At 60.3% G+C, this 15,748-nt stretch carries 16 protein-coding genes and 3 pseudogenes; 9 read left to right on the top strand and 10 right to left on the bottom strand.

The features are described from left to right. Nucleotides 1-95 precede the first annotated feature (95 nt). On the top strand, nucleotides 96-572 hold the full coding sequence (locus PVE35_RS15165; protein ID WP_277372278.1) for a DUF488 domain-containing protein: 477 nt from the start codon (nucleotides 96-98) through the stop codon (nucleotides 570-572). Here PVE35_RS15165 and PVE35_RS15170 read toward each other — a convergent pair. The 3 genes from PVE35_RS15170 to PVE35_RS15180 all read right to left on the bottom strand — a co-directional run bounded on the left by PVE35_RS15170 (nucleotide 529) and on the right by PVE35_RS15180 (nucleotide 2,884). Beyond that, nucleotides 529-1,269, bottom strand: a complete 741-nt coding sequence (locus tag PVE35_RS15170) for a hypothetical protein (protein WP_277372279.1) — start codon at nucleotides 1,267-1,269, stop codon at nucleotides 529-531. The two genes, PVE35_RS15165 and PVE35_RS15170, sit on opposite strands and share 44 nt — an antisense overlap. A gap of 250 nt (nucleotides 1,270-1,519) precedes the next feature. After that, nucleotides 1,520-2,554, bottom strand: coding sequence for a reverse transcriptase family protein (locus PVE35_RS15175; protein WP_277372280.1), 1,035 nt, complete (start codon nucleotides 2,552-2,554; stop codon nucleotides 1,520-1,522). Between the two features lie 75 nt (nucleotides 2,555-2,629). Next, the gene (locus PVE35_RS15180) at nucleotides 2,630-2,884 is read right to left on the bottom strand and encodes a hypothetical protein (protein WP_277372281.1); all 255 of its coding nucleotides are present in this window, start codon (nucleotides 2,882-2,884) and stop codon (nucleotides 2,630-2,632) included. An 881-nt stretch (nucleotides 2,885-3,765) separates the two neighbouring features. Here PVE35_RS15180 and PVE35_RS15185 point away from each other — a divergent pair. The 6 genes and pseudogenes from PVE35_RS15185 to PVE35_RS15210 all read left to right on the top strand — a co-directional run. Next, nucleotides 3,766-4,008, top strand: coding sequence for a hypothetical protein (locus tag PVE35_RS15185; protein ID WP_277372282.1), 243 nt, complete (start codon nucleotides 3,766-3,768; stop codon nucleotides 4,006-4,008). Beyond that, nucleotides 4,001-4,303 carry a LasR-specific antiactivator QslA gene (locus PVE35_RS15190; protein ID WP_277372283.1) on the top strand — a complete coding sequence of 101 codons (303 nt, stop codon included), beginning with the start codon at nucleotides 4,001-4,003 and terminating at the stop codon, nucleotides 4,301-4,303. The genes PVE35_RS15185 and PVE35_RS15190 overlap by 8 nt, the downstream gene beginning before the upstream one ends. A 611-nt stretch (nucleotides 4,304-4,914) precedes the next feature. Beyond that, nucleotides 4,915-5,289 (top strand): carboxymuconolactone decarboxylase family protein, encoded by a 375-nt coding sequence (locus PVE35_RS15195; protein ID WP_277372284.1) that lies wholly within the window; start codon nucleotides 4,915-4,917, stop codon nucleotides 5,287-5,289. Between the two features lie 106 nt (nucleotides 5,290-5,395). Beyond that, nucleotides 5,396-6,910 (top strand): annotated as a pseudogene (gene istA / locus PVE35_RS15200) (IS21-like element IS1491 family transposase). Between the two features lie 17 nt (nucleotides 6,911-6,927). After that, nucleotides 6,928-7,683: an IS21-like element ISPpu7 family helper ATPase IstB gene (gene istB / locus PVE35_RS15205; RefSeq protein WP_230927319.1), complete on the top strand. Its 756-nt coding sequence runs from the start codon at nucleotides 6,928-6,930 to the stop codon at nucleotides 7,681-7,683. 122 nt (nucleotides 7,684-7,805) lie between these two features. Next, a pseudogene (locus PVE35_RS15210) lies at nucleotides 7,806-7,991 on the top strand (carboxymuconolactone decarboxylase family protein); the annotation flags it as partial. Nucleotides 7,992-8,099: 108 nt separating this feature from the next. On the opposite strand, the gene PVE35_RS15215 reads toward PVE35_RS15210, so the two are convergent. The 4 genes from PVE35_RS15215 to PVE35_RS15230 all read right to left on the bottom strand — a co-directional run bounded on the left by PVE35_RS15215 (nucleotide 8,100) and on the right by PVE35_RS15230 (nucleotide 10,788). Beyond that, nucleotides 8,100-8,705 carry a DNA-3-methyladenine glycosylase I gene (locus PVE35_RS15215; RefSeq protein ID WP_277372285.1) on the bottom strand — a complete coding sequence of 202 codons (606 nt, stop codon included), beginning with the start codon at nucleotides 8,703-8,705 and terminating at the stop codon, nucleotides 8,100-8,102. A gap of 4 nt (nucleotides 8,706-8,709) precedes the next feature. After that, nucleotides 8,710-9,003 (bottom strand): hypothetical protein, encoded by a 294-nt coding sequence (locus PVE35_RS15220; protein ID WP_277372286.1) that lies wholly within the window; start codon nucleotides 9,001-9,003, stop codon nucleotides 8,710-8,712. A gap of 22 nt (nucleotides 9,004-9,025) precedes the next feature. Next, nucleotides 9,026-9,604 (bottom strand): TetR/AcrR family transcriptional regulator, encoded by a 579-nt coding sequence (locus tag PVE35_RS15225; RefSeq protein WP_277372287.1) that lies wholly within the window; start codon nucleotides 9,602-9,604, stop codon nucleotides 9,026-9,028. Nucleotides 9,605-9,870: 266 nt separating this feature from the next. After that, on the bottom strand, nucleotides 9,871-10,788 hold the full coding sequence (locus tag PVE35_RS15230; RefSeq protein WP_277372288.1) for a LysR family transcriptional regulator: 918 nt from the start codon (nucleotides 10,786-10,788) through the stop codon (nucleotides 9,871-9,873). A 116-nt stretch (nucleotides 10,789-10,904) separates the two neighbouring features. On the opposite strand from PVE35_RS15230, the gene PVE35_RS15235 reads away from it, so the two are divergent. Together PVE35_RS15235 and PVE35_RS15240 are read left to right on the top strand one after the other, a co-directional pair. After that, nucleotides 10,905-11,234: a nuclear transport factor 2 family protein gene (locus PVE35_RS15235; RefSeq protein WP_277372289.1), complete on the top strand. Its 330-nt coding sequence runs from the start codon at nucleotides 10,905-10,907 to the stop codon at nucleotides 11,232-11,234. Next, nucleotides 11,234-12,007 carry an SDR family oxidoreductase gene (locus PVE35_RS15240; protein WP_277374892.1) on the top strand — a complete coding sequence of 258 codons (774 nt, stop codon included), beginning with the start codon at nucleotides 11,234-11,236 and terminating at the stop codon, nucleotides 12,005-12,007. Before PVE35_RS15235 ends, PVE35_RS15240 begins: the two co-directional genes overlap by 1 nt. 197 nt (nucleotides 12,008-12,204) lie before the next feature. Here the strand turns inward: PVE35_RS15240 and PVE35_RS15245 are convergent. The 3 genes and pseudogenes from PVE35_RS15245 to PVE35_RS15255 form a co-directional block, all read right to left on the bottom strand. Further along, a pseudogene (locus PVE35_RS15245) lies at nucleotides 12,205-12,573 on the bottom strand (GyrI-like domain-containing protein); the annotation flags it as partial. 16 nt (nucleotides 12,574-12,589) lie between these two features. Then, nucleotides 12,590-13,552: an FAD:protein FMN transferase gene (locus PVE35_RS15250; protein ID WP_277372290.1), complete on the bottom strand. Its 963-nt coding sequence runs from the start codon at nucleotides 13,550-13,552 to the stop codon at nucleotides 12,590-12,592. Then, a complete protein-coding gene (locus PVE35_RS15255) occupies nucleotides 13,533-15,740 on the bottom strand; it encodes a PepSY domain-containing protein (protein WP_277374893.1) in 2,208 nt (735 codons plus the stop codon). Before PVE35_RS15255 ends, PVE35_RS15250 begins: the two co-directional genes overlap by 20 nt. Between the last annotated feature and the right edge of the window lie 8 nt (nucleotides 15,741-15,748).

The following is a 15,748-nucleotide window of genomic DNA, read 5'->3' on the forward strand; positions in this document are numbered from 1 at the left end:
ACCTACCAATCTCCAGCCTCAGATAGAGATCATGGTGTTATAGTTTCAGGTTAATTTTTCTGGAATTCTGCAGGGAAGCGTAAGGGGGCAATCACATGGCGATCTACACAGCGGGCTACGAAGGCCTGAATATCGATGTCTTCATCAAGCGTCTACAGCAGGCCCAGATCGATAAAGTTCTGGATGTTCGAGAGTATCCACTGTCCCGGAAGCCTGGTTTCTCCAAGAAGGCGTTTGCCGAATGCCTGGCGACAGCTGGAATTGCTTACGAGCATTGCCCCCCGTTAGGCTGCCCCAAACCAATTCGAAATCGCTATAAGGTCGATGGTGACTGGAGCACCTACGCCCGTGATTTCCGAGCATACATTCAAACTCAGGAAAGCCTGCTTCAGAACCTAACAACTGAAGCAGCCAAACAGCGCATCTGTATGGTCTGCTACGAAGCAGACCCAAACTTCTGCCACCGCAGCCTGATTGCCGAAGCAGCACATAAAATAGACGCCTCACTCGAAACCCAACACCTGCCTCTCAAAATAGAGACATTTGCTGATCTACTCCGGGCTGTCGCTTAGGAGGATAGATCAGACTGATGATCAACCATTGGTGTGGGAAACGGTGGATAGTACCCATCAGAAGCATCAAGTCTTTCCCAGGCAGCTCGACTTCAAGCTTATGCCTAAAGGGCTTCTCCCATCCGTGAGCCCCATGGGTGCGTCTTAAATTTCTATAAAGCTGACTCGCTTCCCAATCTACAATCTTGTGATTGTGGGTTTTTACCTCTCCATCGACCGTGCATTCGTATGTGTAGTAGAAATCGTAGGGTACCTTCTCTAATCGCCTCAAGCTGGACTTAACCTCATCTTGCTCAAATAGTCCTGGCTGGCGTTGTAGCTTTTCGAGCTTTTCTAACTCCTCATCAGTCCAGCTTTCCGAGGAAGCTTTCCGAATATTGAGAGCCGTGATCCGCTCGGGCCTGATTAACCCCAAGGTCACGTTAGAATCCAGACGGGCCTGATCCAGAGCCTCGAAGCTCTTAAAAACCGTCAGCTTGTCCAGCATCTCTCGCCGGAGGCTCCATTCTTTAGACGGTGGGAGGATCTCCTGCAGCCGAATCGTATCGACACCAATCTTGTGGCTTTCTGGCCGATGATCGCTAGAGTTCTTTTCAATAGATGCTTCTATCCATTGCCATTTTGAGAACTGCTGGTCTTCTGTGACCAACCGAAAAGGTACAGGATAGAGTCGAATAAGGTTTCCACTGGCGTCCATACCCGCGACACAGGATGTCTCCATGTATGTCGCGCTGGGCGAGGGATAGGTCTTACACAAAATGAGTATGCGAGCTTTCCTTCTCATTGGCCAAATCCTTGCGGTTCACAAGGCTAATGTACCGAGACAACTCCCAGATGGCTATATGTCATTACATTAGGTAATAGCGCGGACGGACTCAGGAGCGCCAGCGAACAGCCCACCAGCCAGAACAAAAGGCGTACTGCTTCGCGAGTACGCCCTAAAGCGCTCAATCTAGGCTACTCTGACTCGCCCCCTGATCTGCATAGCGTTCCAAGAGCGGAACCTGACAACGTGCCTTCAAGGACTTGAGGCGTTGCTTGTAACGCTCCCCATCTGGATGACCACAAGCAATCAGTCGTCCGACACGCCCCATCACACTACGAAACATTGGCTCTAACTCAGTCCAGCCAGACACTTGGGCTGCTTGATCCTCAGTATGTTTGACTGCTGCACGAATAGCCTTACGCTCAGCCTTAGACAGGCTTGGTTTCTCATTGAAGACCGAAAGACCAGTTACCGTAAGTGGCTCAAACCCCGCTTTCGCCAAGATTGTTTGGCCTCGTTTACGAATGTGCAGTTTGGAGCGCTTTTGCTGACATCCCTTCTTCGCTAGCAGATCGGTTACGGCCCCAACCAACTCAGTCAGAGTTGTACGCTCCAGAGACGTCATAGCGGAAATCGTAATGTCGTCGGCAAAACGGGAATACTTAAAGCCTCGTGCGTGCAGGCGAGCAACTAGAGCGGGCTCCACATCCCAAAATATCAAGTTAGCCAGGTAACCACTGGTGCTCGCACCCTGTGGAACGACACCATGCCGGGTGGTGAGTAACGCCAGAACCTGAGCAACCTCTTCAGAAAAACCGAACAGCCCGGAAAAAATCTGCTGCACATACCGCACGCTGATAGAGGGAAAGAAGTCCTTGATGTCCTGAAGCAGGATGGTTTTAGCCCTCCCGTGTATCCGGGCATTGGAGTAGATGCTCCGGCGTACATTAGGATCTTTGATCCCGCCATGGAGGTAGTCGGGGTAGCGAACCCGAACCAAGAATCGGTCAACGATTTTGCGCTGGATCGCTTTCAGCGGCTCGTAGGCGTCGTAGGTGTCACGCACGCTGCCATCTTTCTTGGTTTGTGGGACATGGCGGTAAAGATTTGAGCTGCGCTTAGCCAAACTCTGAAGCAACTCGACAGGTTCCCCCAGCGCCAAGGAGAGGGCCTTCAGGCTGTGAATGGGTTTAAAGGGGTAACGCGGGGCATCCATTTCCTATCCCTAAATGACATGAGGCCGATCACCTAGATCGGCCTCACTGGAATTCGAATGATGTGGTTTGTTGCGTCATGAAGTGATTACCTCAAGGATTTCCTCCACCTTCAGGAGAAAGTCATCCCAAGCGGATTCCGGGTCTTCCAGTATCCATGCCGCAAGGCGCTGAAGGCCAATTTTGGTAGCAATTTTTGCAACCTTCTTCAGCCATTTGACTCCTTTACGCTCAGGCTCTTGGCGAGGCTCGGTTCCAACTTTGACGCGGGCATCTTCAATGTTGTGCATGTGCTGATCGGTACGACCGACAGCGTTCTTCAAACGTTTCATGGTTACTGCTCCAGACGGGCGAAATTACCCCGCCGCCAAGCACTTCGGGCCGAATGGAACTTTGAAGATGCCGCTACAAACCACAGTTCTGCTTATCAAGAATTGATAAGCCGTCCGCCGCCTTACTGTCGTTTAGCCGATGAGACCTCGCTGATAACCACGTGACGTTTGCCACGTGACCCTCAGCGCTAAGCACATCGGGGTGACGACAGGTTGTGGAGCGAAGGTAGCCCTGGAGAACACCAGAGCTGGCCAGTTTCCTGACCACCAACTGCAAGCCCGATTCATAACCATGTTTAAAGAGCACCTGAGCGGTAACACTCAGCCTGTGCAGTTCTACATCCGCTAGGAGTGTTTTTCAAGTCGCTAATTTAAACACCGAGAAAAATCGGAGACAGCGCGTAGAGGGAACTCAGGAGCGTGAGCGAATAGTCCTCCTGCCATGGCATAAAGAGTACGACTGCGCGAACAAATCGCTGTCCAGTACGCTCACCACGCCTGCCACATCCACACCTTGCCCTCTCCCCTCACCCCGCGCTACAGTCCGCCCCGTCACGGTCAATCCCGTGACCGGGTGTGGTAGCCCGATTCACACGAAGGCGCGGTAGCGCCATAGTCGAGAGCAGGCGCTTTTTTTGTGCCTGCTGTTTTCTCGCGCATTTATGGCGGGCCGTGTGAGGCAGGCTTCGGCCTGGCCGGCGTCCTTCGTGGGTCGGTCTACCACCCTTGCACGGTCCGCCTCCATATCGTGTGGTAGCGAATGGAACGCGGCTCCTTAAATCCACGAAGGAGCATAAGGAAAATGCACTATCCCCCTTTTACCCAAGGGCTCCGCCCTGGGCTGCTGGCTGTCGTGTCGACTTCCGTTTTGGAGGTGCTACATGACCAAGTCTGAATCCGTCGTTATCCCCTTCCCTACACCACGCAATCCGCTGCATAGCCATGTGGCCGACGAGTGCCTCTTGCAGGCAGCAGCCGAGTACCGCGCGGCATTGCTGACCAAGCTGTTGCGGCGCGTGCCGGAGCCGGAGCTGGCAAGTACCACCAGCGCACTGCTGAGCGAGTTGATCGTGCTCTACCGCCGAGCCATCGCTCAGGCAGCCGGGAGGGCCGAGCATGATTGAGCTGCAACGCTATCTCACTCACTTGCCCAGCCATGATGAGCAACCGCCTGCCAGCTTCGGCTGGAACGCAGATTGCCAGGTGAGCTTCGACCACGGTGTGCAGACCGCGCAGGCCTGGCTGGACAACCCGAATAGCGGCTGGCTGTGGGCCAATCTGTTAATGGAGCGGCAGCTATACCCGCCAGGTGCGCAGCGCCATGCCTTCGAGCTGGGTTTTCTCAGCCGCATCCACCAGCGCCTGTGCTCGCCATTGGGCGGCGAGCATCAGGCCTTGCGGACGGAGTTGCGGCTGTAACGACTCAGGCGAGGGCATGCCCTCGCCTCTTCATTTAGCAACGAATTTTGTGTGCACCGCTCACAAAGCTGAACAATTAGCCCAGAAACTCGCCGCAACGGTGGATGAAAAAGCGTCATCCACCCTACGGTGAAACCAAGGCGTAGGGTGGACAACGCGGAGCTTGTCCACCTCGCCTCACTTGAAGACACGGCCCAAGAGCCATTGATCGCTCCACGCTCCGCCCTCGACGCTCCAGCGTCCGCCACGGGCAGTTGCGTGCTGTGCTGTGACGCAGAGCGCCACGGGATTGCTCCCATGCAGGAGCGTGGGAGCCATCGTTTTTTGCATGCACCGCTCACAACGACTGGGCAAGCACCGGGCGACGCGCAAGACGTTTCTTACAGCCGCAAGCCCGAGTATCACGGCGTTCACCCTAAGCCGATGGCTGATCGATGGACGCCGAACAGAAGAGCAGCCGCTCCACGCTGCATCATCAGAACACGCACAAGGGGAACTCCGCAAAGTGGACCACTCATTAAGTCTTTGCTTGGATCAATACCTTGAGCCTCTTAGTTGTCTTAATAGGAGCAGACCTTACTGACTTCTCCATCTTCAAAAGGTACTGCTCTATGGCTCGTCTTAACTGGTTTGAGGCTTCACCCGGTGCTGCTAGAGCGCTGGGAGGACTGCACCATTACGTCACCACCGGAACGAACCTGCCGCCTCAGCTCATACATCTCGTGTTCTTGCGGGCATCGCAGATCAATGGATGCGCGCACTGCATCGATATCCATTCACGAGACTTGATCAAGGGAGGTATGTCGGTAGAAAAACTGATGCTAGTGCCAGTCTGGCATGAGGCCGCGCACCTGTTTTCCTACCAGGAACGTTCCGCCTTGGCCTGGATGCGGATTCCACGGTCATCTGGCCACCCATTCCATGAACATCTGACCACCGATTCCACGCTGATCCGGCCACCCATTCCACGCGCATCCGGCCACTGATTCCACGGCCATCCGGCCACTCAACCGGGCAGGCAGCTACGCAGGATTTCTTCACTACCATCGACCTCTTTTTCGAAGCAGAGAGGTCGTCGTGGAGCGTTTATCCATGCGTAAGATTCGCGAAGTACTACGTCTCAAGTTCGAGGTCGGACTATCAGCTCGCCAGATTGCGGTCAGCGTGCAGGTCGGTCGTGTCACCGTCGGCGACTACCTCAATCGTTTTGCCGCCAGTGGTCTCAGTTGGCCCTGTTCGTTGTCCGATGCCGAGTTGGAGCAGCAACTGTTCCCGCCGGCCCCGGCGGTTGCCAGCGAGAAGCGGCCTTTACCCGATTGGGCATGGGTGCATGCCGAACTGCGCCGCCCCGGGGTGACCCTGGCGCTGCTCTGGCAGGAGTACCGCCTGAGCCAGCCGCAGGGCTTTCAGTACAGCCTGGTTCTGTGAGCATTACCGAGCCTGGCAGGGCAAGTTGGACGTGGTGATGCGTCAGGAGCACCGCGTCGGCGAGAAGCTGTTCGTCGACTATGCCGGCCAGACGGTGCCGGTTATCGATCGCCACAGCGGCGAGATCCGCCAGGCGCAGGTGTTCATCGCAGTGCTCGGCGCGTCCAGCTACACCTTCGCCGAAGCCACCTGGTCGCAGCAGCTGCCGGACTGGCTAGGCTCCCATGCCCGCTGCTTTGCCTTCCTCGGCGGCGTGCCGGAGATCGTGGTGCCGGACAACCTGCGCAGCGCGGTAAGCAAGGCCCATCGTTACGAGCCGGACATCAACCCCAGCTACCGCGACCTGGCCGAGCACTACGGAGTGGCGGTGGTGCCGGCGCGGGCACGCAAACCGCGCGACAAGGCCAAGGCCGAAGTCGGCGTGCAGGTGGTCGAGCGTTGGATCCTCGCGGCCCTGCGCAACCGTCAGTTCTTCTCCTTGGACGAACTCAACAGCGCCATCTCCGTGTTGCTGGAGCGGCTCAACCAACGCCCGTTCAAGAAGCTGCCGGGCTCGCGCCAGACGGCCTTCGACAGCCTGGATCGTCCGGCGCTGCGCCCCTGCCGGTGCAACCCTACGTCTACGCCGAGTGGAAGAAGGCGCGGGTGCACATCGACTACCACGTCGAGGTCGATGGGCATTACTACTCGGTGCCGTATCAACTGGTGAAGAAGCAGCTGGAGGTGCGCCTGACGGCGCGCACCGTCGAGTGTTTCCACGCCAACCAGCGAGTGGCCAGCCACCTGCGCTCAATGCACAAGGGCAGGCACAGCACGCAGGCCGAGCACATGCCCAAGAGCCATCGCGAGCATGCCGAGTGGACGCCGCAGCGGCTGATCCGCTGGGCCGAGCAGACCGGGCCGAACACCGCCGGCGTGATCCGGCACATCCTCGAACGGCGCATCCATCCGCAGCAGGGCTACCGGGCCTGCCTGGGCATCCTGCGCCTGGGCAAGACTCATGGCGAAGTGCGCTTGGAGCTGGCCTGCCGACGCGCCCTCAGCCTCGGCGCGTGCAGCTACAAGAGCCTCGAATCGATCCTGTGCCAGGGCCTGGAAAGCCTGCCGCTGGCTCAAGCCAACCTGCCGCTGCTGCCGGACGACCACGCCAACCTGCGCGGCCCCGGCTACTACCACTGAACCCAAGGAAACTCACCATGCTGCCCCATCCGACCCTGGACAAGCTGCAAACCCTGCGCCTGCACGGCATGCTCAAGGCGCTGAACGAACAACTGAAAACCCCGGACATCGACAGCCTGAGCTTCGAGGAACGCCTCGGCCTGCTGGTCGACCGCGAGCTGACTGAACGCGACGATAAGCGCCTGAGCAGCCGCCTGCGCCAGGCCCGGCTCAAGCACAACGCCTGCCTCGAAGACATCGACTACCGCAGCCCGCGCGGGCTGGATAAGGCGCTGATCCTGCAACTGAGCGGCGGCCAGTGGCTACGCGACGGCCTCAACCTGATCATCGGCGGCCCCACCGGCGTGGGCAAAACCTGGCTGGCCTGCGCCCTGGCCCACCAGGCCTGCCGGGACGGCTACAGCGTGCGCTACCTGCGTCTGCCGCGCCTACTGGAAGAGTTGGGCTTGGCCCATGGCGACGGGCGCTTCGCCAAGCTGATGAGCAGCTACGCCAAGACCGACCTGCTGATCCTCGACGACTGGGGCCTGGCGCCGTTCACCGCCGAACAGCGCCGCGACATGCTGGAGCTACTGGACGACCGCTACGGCCAGCGCTCGACCCTCGTGACCAGCCAAATGCCCGTGGACAACTGGCACGAACTGATCGGCGATCCAACCCTGGCCGATGCCATCCTCGACCGCCTGGTGCACAACGCTTATCGGATCAATCTGAAGGGTGAATCAATGCGCAAACGGACGCAGAAATTGACGACGCCAGCCAACCCAGACTAACAATGCCACCCCTGCGTCGCTGCGCTCCGACTGCCCGGCCGGATGGCCGTGGAACAGGTGGCCAGATGGCCCTGGAATGCCTGGCCAGATGAGAGCGGACTGGGTGGCCGGATGGCGTGGAATCCGCAGCCTGGACGGAAGAGGTGACCATGGTCAGCGAAACGCATGTTTCTGACGAGGCCTATGCGGCAGCATCGTCCGCATTCACCCCGAAAGATCTGGTCGACCTCACGGCAGCTATCGCAGCCATGAACGCGTTCAACCGCATGGGTGTCAGCTTTCGCTTGAGCCCTGCGGCGAAGGCGTGAGCCGGCATCAGAGCAAGGTTTTCTGGAGATATCCGACCATGTCGACAGGAAGCCAGTAGAGTGGATCGGAACGCCGCTCGCTCCCTCGCCTGGTTTTTCAACGGTCTGCTAGGGCCTGCTGAAGGATTGCCGCGCACGCTCAACTTCTGCCCTGATCGCACAGTCAGTTGCATGGTCGTTGATCAGTCCCATGGCCTGCATGAATGCATAGACGGTCGTAGGCCCCACGAACTTCCAGCCTCGTCGCTTCAGCTCCTTGGATAACGCCACCGATTCGGCAGATGACGAGGCGCTCTGAGGCTCAGTCAAGCCGACAGTACGAGGCTCGTATTGCCAAAAGAAGGAGGCTAACGACCCTTCCGCTGCAACGAGGTCACAGGCACGGCGCGCGTTGTTGATGACCGCCTCGATCTTGCCTCGATGGCGGACAATACCCGGGTCTTGCAGTAGCCGCTGCACGTCGCGGTCATCGAACTGGGCGATTCGCTTGAAATCGAAGCCATGGAATGCAGCGCGGAAACTATCGCGCTTGGCCAGGATCGTGCGCCAGCTAAGGCCCGACTGGAAGGCCTCGAGGCTGACCTTCTCGAACAAGCGCCTGTCATCGCCAACAGGGAAGCCCCATTCCGTGTCGTGATACCTGAGAAACTCAGGTGCTGCAGCGCACCAGCGGCAGCGATGCAGCCCGTCGGCGCCAATGATGGTCTGGTTCATGGCTTCAGCTCCCCATCAGCAAGAACTGCAGTCGAGGATCTGCCTTGGAGGGGGTCATCGCTACGATTTCCGTCTGCACGACGTCTTCCACCACGAACGGATCGCTGCTGAGCCGCTCTTCGAGCTGAGCTAGCGTAATCCCACTGGCCAGAATCACCCCACCAGCTTGTGGCTGCAGGCTGCCGGCCATGAGAAAAACGCCGTCCTCGAATCCGCGCGCCAGCCACTCCTTGTGAGCCTGCATCAACTGACCAGCCTGATCACGCCTGGCTGAAAACCTTAGGAACACGATGAACATGGGGCTGTTCTCCTTGAAGTGATCACTCGGTCTTGGTCATTGCTTCGCCGGCGACAGCGTCCAGCCATGCGCACATGCGCTCGGCCTCTCGCTCGACGAAACACTCGTCTTGAAAAGCATGGGCGAGCACTGCAACGCCCTGACTGAATGCCAACACATGCATCGCGAGCGAATCGGCGTCAGCCTCATGCCCCAGTTGAGCGAACTGCTGGCATAACCAGGAGCGGAACAGGGCAAATATCTGGTTGGATTGCGGTTGTGCTGGATGGCCAAGCTTGGCCAGCTCGCTACAGAGCGTGCCGACTGGGCAACCATGGCGAATGATCTGCGGCCGATTCGTGATCACGATGAGGATGAAGCGCTTGATGCGCTCGGAGGGAGAACTGCTCTCGTTCTCCCATGCCCGAAGCATCTCTGATATGGCTGTCATGCGCTTTTCGATGACAGCATCCAGAATCTCGTCCTTGCTCTTGAGGTGGTAGTAGAAGTTGCCACGGGATATGCCCACGGCATCGGCGATATCGGCGAAGGAGGTGTGTTCATAGCCCCGCTCATAGAACAGCCTGTCCGCCTCGTTGACGATGCGCTCGCGGGTAGTCATGCCTGTCATTCAGTATCTGCCTCGCGCCAATAGGACAAACGACCTAATCATGAAGCGAGATTAGGACACTCATCCTAATCGGTCAAGACTGAAGTCGTTCGGCCATCCGCCGCAACGGTGGATGAAAAAGGCGCCATCCACCCTACGGCGAAGTCTCGGGCAGGGTGGACAACGCGAAGCTTGTCCACCTCGCTTCACACCCGAAGACGCAGGCCAAGAGCCATCGATAGCCCTTGGCAAGACAGGTTGCTTCTATCGTCTGGCACTCAGCCCCATTCGCCCTTGCCGGCCAAGTTCTCCCGCGCCAGGGCCGTGAAAGCCTTGAGTGCGGCAGACGGGTTACGGCGGTTCGGGTAGTACAGGCACAGCCGCTCGCGAGGTGGTGTCCAACCCTCCAGCACTCGCTCGAACTGACCAGCCTGGATTTCATCCTGCACGTCATGCTCCATGAAGAAGCCGAGCCCTATCCCCGCCTGCACCGCCGCCTTGGCCACGCCGGGCTCGTCGAGCGTGAGCGGCCCGCTGATATCGAACCTCGTCACTTCCCCTGCCCGCTCGAATTGCCAGGGGTAGATCGCTCCGTTCGGCAGGCGGATGCGGATGCAGGCATGGCGCAGCAGATCCGCCGGGGTGCGCGGTCGGCCGTGTTGCTCGAAGTACCCCGGTGTGCCGACCACGGCGTAGCGTTGCGGTGCCCCGAGAGGGATCACGATCATGTCGCTGGGCACGAGGTTCGCCGCGCGCACCCCGAGGTCGAACCCGCCAGCGACGATGTCGACCAGACGGCCTTCGGTCACCAGGTCGATGTGCACTTTCGGATAACGCTGCAGAAACTCCAGCACCAGCGGCATCAGGATTGAGCGGGCCGCACTGGCGAACGCGTTGATGCGCAGTGCGCCCGCCGGCCCGGCGTTGTGCGAACGCACCGCATCAAGCGCCGCACGCACGTCCTGCAGCGCCGGCCCGACCTGTTCCAGGTACAGCGCACCTGCCTCGGTCAGCGACACGCTGCGCGTGGTGCGGTTGAACAGGCGGGTTTCCAGGCTGGCCTCCAGCTTGGCGATGGTGTTGCTCAAGGCGGTGGTGGACACATCGAGATCGACGGCGGCCTGGCGGAACGAGGCCCGCCGCGCCACGGCCAGCACCGCTTCCAACTCGTTGAGGCCCAGGCGCGGGTCTGCCATTGGATTATCCTGAAATCGGGGACAGGTCATTAACTTTGTCCCAGTTGAGCAAATTATCCATCGAGCAGCAAGATCACTCCCGTAGCGCCCTACCCACTACGAGAGGAAATCAGGCCATGAAGCTGCATCTGCCCGAAGCCGTGAACGCCTACTTCGCCATCAGCAATGGCGGCGACGCGACGCGCCTTGCCACCTGCTTCCATGCGCATGCCAGGGTGACTGACGAGAAACGCACGCACCAGGGCATCGATGCCATCGTGGCCTGGCAACGGGAGGCACGACAGGCCTTCAGCTACCGCGTCGAGCCCGTGGATGCCTCACAACGAGACGATGCATTGACCGTCACCGCGCGCGTAACGGGCGACTTCCCCGGCAGCCCGGTGCTGCTCAAGCATCTATTCGCGCTAATGGATGACCGGATCAGCTCGCTGGAGATCGCACCGTGATGAACCTCGAGCTGAGCGGCAAGCATGTGTTGGTCACAGGCGGTACCAAGGGCGTCGGCCGCGCGGTAGTGAGCCGCTTCCTTCAGGAAGGCGCCAGGGTGCTGACCTCGGCGCGCCAGGCGAACACGGATCTGCCGGACGAGTTGTTCGTTCAGGCCGACCTGTCGACGCGCGAAGGCTGCGATGCCCTGATCGAGGGTGCCCGCACACGTCTGGGCGAGGTGGACATCATCGTCCATGTGCTGGGCGGCTCATCGGCCCCTGCGGGCGGCTTCGCGGTGCTGGACGATGCCCAGTGGCAGCGCGAGTTCGATCTCAACCTGCTGCCGGCCGTGCGCCTGGATCGCGCTCTGCTCCCGGCGATGCTGGCACGCCAGGCGGGCGTCATCATCCATGTGACCTCCATCCAGAGCCGCCTGCCCCTGGCAGAAGCCACCACCGCTTACGCTGCAGCCAAAGCGGCACTGGCCACCTACAGCAAGAGCCTGTCGAAAGAGGTTTCACCCCAGGGCGTCCGGGTGGTGCGGGTGTCGCCAGGCTGGGTCGAAACCGAAGCCTCGGTCGCCCTGGCCGAGCGGCTGGCGCAGGAGGCCGGCACCGACTACGAAGGCGGCAAGCGAATCATCATGCAGGCCCTGGGCGGCATCCCGCTCGGCCGTCCATCCAGACCGGACGAAGTAGCTGACCTCATCGCCTTCCTCGCCTCCCCACGCGCCGCGGCCATCACCGGCAGTGAGTTTGTCATCGATGGCGGGACGGTACCGACGGTTTAGAAGGCTCTACACCGTTAGCTCGGAGACTGGTTGATCGTTCCCGCGTTCTGCAAGGGGATGCAGCGTCCGCCACGCGCAGTTGTGTGCTGCGCTGTGACGCAGAGCGTCACGGACTGGTTCCCACGCCGGAGCGTGGGTGCCATCGATCTTTCGGCCAGCACGCAACCCAACCAAACACCGACGTGCCCTCGTTGCCGCTAACGCAACGGCACATAGATATCCGTTTGCCATTGCTCCTTGGGCGTCTCGGGGTAAAGGCTCAGGTATTCAAAGAACAACGGCTGGTCGTGCAGCTCTTCGCCGCTGTTCGGCAGTCAATCGCGGTAAATCGGGCCGATCGTTTCGCCGATATGATCCGGGGAACCCGCATGCCGAACCACGGCATAACGCCCGCCCGATATGGTCAGTTCGCGAATGTTGAATTCGTTTGCCGCTACGGCCTGGCGGATCTCGCCACAAATGGCGAAGCGAAATTCGGGCGTGGTACCAGGGTTGCCGTATGGAATGCCAAAGGAGCGGCTCGAGGCTACCGGCGATTGCCCATTTTGCATGCGCCATTGGATGAAGCTGTAGGTCTGGTGGCTATGAATGTTGGAAGCGACCAAATCCCACTTCTACCAAGCCATTCTCACGACGTAGCAACATGAGGGCCTCTAGGCTATAGCGCTTGGCGAGGATTGCCCCTTCGTCAGGCCCGGCCACCAGCAAGGCAGTGGCCCAGGCGTCGGCATCCATGCAGGTCGAGGCGAGCACAGTGACCGAGGCCATGCCATTGTTGACGGGGCCAGCACGTCGACCGTCCATGCTATGCGCCAGATGAGCATCACCGACCAGCACGTAACGGCGATAGTCACCCGAGGTCGCCACCGCCAGGCCTGCCATTTCGATCACGCCATGCACTGCACGACGCCCGACCTGGGGGCTTTCCAATGCGACAGACCAGGGCTGGTCGTTGGCCTGGGTACCCAGCGCCCGCAGCTCACCGTCGAGCGCGACCAGCGCATGACGAACACCGTGCTGCTGAAGCACGGCCACCATACGATCCACGGCGTAGCCCTTGGCAATGCCACACAGGTCGATCTGCGCCGGCACAAGCTTGCGGGCACAACCGGCGCTAACGTCCAGTTCCAGTTGCTGCAGGCAGGGATTACGGCGCCGCTGGCGCGTGGCACGGATGGCCGCAGCATCAGGCTCGCCGCGCACCGGGCCGAAACCCCAGGCATCCACTAGATCGCCCACACAAGGATCGAAGGCGCCGTCACTCAGGCGGTTGATCTCCAGAGCCCGTTTCAGCACTTCCAACATGTCCGGAAACAGCGCAACCCAGCAGCCGACCTCCGCGCGATTCAGCCGCATCAAATTGCTGTCGGGCTTCCAGGGCGACATCTGCGCATCCACCAGATCCACAGTGGCCTGCAACGCGGCCTCCAGTCCTACGTGATCCAGGTCGGGCGCGCTGTCGCAGGTGACTGCCCAGCGCGTCCCCATAGTCGAGCCGTGCAGGTTCAGCCGCGTGAGCGCTACTTCAGAACAGGTCTTCAGCATAGCGTCCCTTATCCTTGAGCTGCCGCACGCTCAACTGTATGGGTGCCAGGATCTCGTCCAGCACCTCGGCTACGCCGAGCCCCATCGGACGGCTACCGCAAACGCGTACCATCGCACCGCTAGCCAGCAGCTCGCGCAGTCGTGTGGCGTCGCGACGCAGGGCGTCCTGAACATAGCCACCGCCGTCCGTTACACGCGAGAAGGCGGTCCGCAAGCTCGCCAGGCGATGTTCGTCCAGCCAATGGTTGATGTCGGTGTCGAAGAGAAAGTCCTGATCCGGGCTGCGGCCACCGTAGTACAGGTGCATAGGCGTTTGCCTGTCGTTGCGGCGAATGAATCCTGCCAGGGGCGCCACACCCGTGCCTGCGCCGATGAGCACTACCGGCCGTTTCGTGTCGTGTAGCGTGAAGGTGGGGTTAGGTCGGATGAATGCCTGTACCTTGTCTCCCGAATTCAGGCCGTGCAGGTAGGTCGAGCACAGGCCGCCAGGCAAGCGCCGCACACAGATTTCAAGGAAGCCGTCCTCGCTACCCGAGGCCAACGAGTAGAAGCGTGGCACGCTAGTGCCCGGCGCCAGGATGCCAAGCAAGTCACCGGCAGCAAAGTGTGCCAGGCCTCGACCGCGCAGCCGATCACACCAATTGCTGTGTGGCCAGGTGAAACGCAGGATTTTCACCGGTCGATCCCCTTGGCCGGTGTAGTCCCGACACGAGGTCAGGGTGAGTGAAGTGGTAGAAGGCAGGTGCGGCACATACTCCAGCACCAACGGCTCGTTCAGCACCTTGCCCAGTGCTTCGCCCCAGGCTACGAACTGCTGGCCCGATTGCTGGTGGATGCATTCCAGTGGCAGCAATTCCAGCCAGCCTGCGTCACGCAGCGTTTGATCCAGCTTCAAGGCAAATCCACAGAAGGCCGGGAACTGCCGGTCGCCGAAGCCCAGCACAGCAACCGGCACTTTGTGTTTCTCACGGCCGATGCGCGCCAGGGCATTGCGGGCGTGCGTTGGGGGCTGCCCCTCACCATGGGTGGCGGCCAGTATCAATACCCGCCGTGTCGCGGCTGAAATCTGGAAGTGTTCCAGCCCACTGGTATGCACCCGATGGCCACCTTGTACCAGCGCATTGTGCAGCGCCTGGGCGAATCCCCAGGTGCTGCCACTCTCACTGGCGACAAATACCAGCGTGTCAGCCTGACTCAGCGGGCTGTTATCAGTGATACGGACAGCCTCGCAGCGTGCCTGCCACCAAACCAGCAGACCGGTGATCCAGAAGAGCGGCACACTCGCGCCCATCAGCCCCAGGACAATCGCCCAGGGCCAGGCGCTTTCGCCGGTGTGCAGCACCGTTGCCCAGTCGTACAGGCGCTGCGCCGGTGTGGTGGCTTGCCAGGCTAGCGTCTGCCCGCTGTAGCGATCAACCCAGCCTTGCCCCTGGTGGGTAGTCAGCGTCCAGACGTCCTCCGGATCCGTAGCATGGGGGAAGTTCAGCTTGAGCAGGGCCTCCACGGGCGTGGCCAGAAGCAGGGACGATTGCGAGGCTGGCAGGTCGTTCTGATTTTCAGCTACGGCGGACACCACATCTGGTTCGGAGCCGGCATCGAGCGTCACCACCTCCAGCGTCGTCGCGCTCATGAAGAGAGCGGTGACTGAGCTCAGACACAGAACAGGCAGAGCCACGCGTCCTACCAGCACGTGCAGGCGCTGCGCAAATGAACCGCGAACCGGGCCCGCCAGTTGACGCCACCCCCCCATGCGTCGCAGCAGCAACACCAGACCAGACAGCGAGAGCAATGCCATGGTCAGTGCTGTGCCAGCCGCCCCCCAGCGCCCCGCATCACCCAACAGTAGCGAACGGTGCAGCTTCTTCACCCAGCGCGGCATGGTCGAGGGCTCGTAGGCGGCCAGGGTATGGCCGTCGAGCGGATCTACATAGTTTGCTTGCGGCTGTTCACCATCGAAGCCGAAGGCAACGATGGCGCCGGATGGCAGGCGGCGAAGCTCCTCGACATCAGGCATGCGCTTCTGCACGTGCTCGGCCAGCTCGCCTACGGAGGTTCCGCTCCCGGTTGCTGGCGCCTGCCAGGCTTGCAGCAGAGGATCGACCGCCAGCAGCGCACCGGTCAGCCCCAACACAACCGCCAGGCTGCCTGCGATCAAACCCAACCAGCGGTGTAGCTCCTTCCAGCCCATGATCACGG

It is taken from the genome of Pseudomonas sp. AA-38 (assembly GCF_029457475.1).
In the GTDB taxonomy this organism is placed as follows: Bacteria; Pseudomonadota; Gammaproteobacteria; order Pseudomonadales; family Pseudomonadaceae; genus Aquipseudomonas.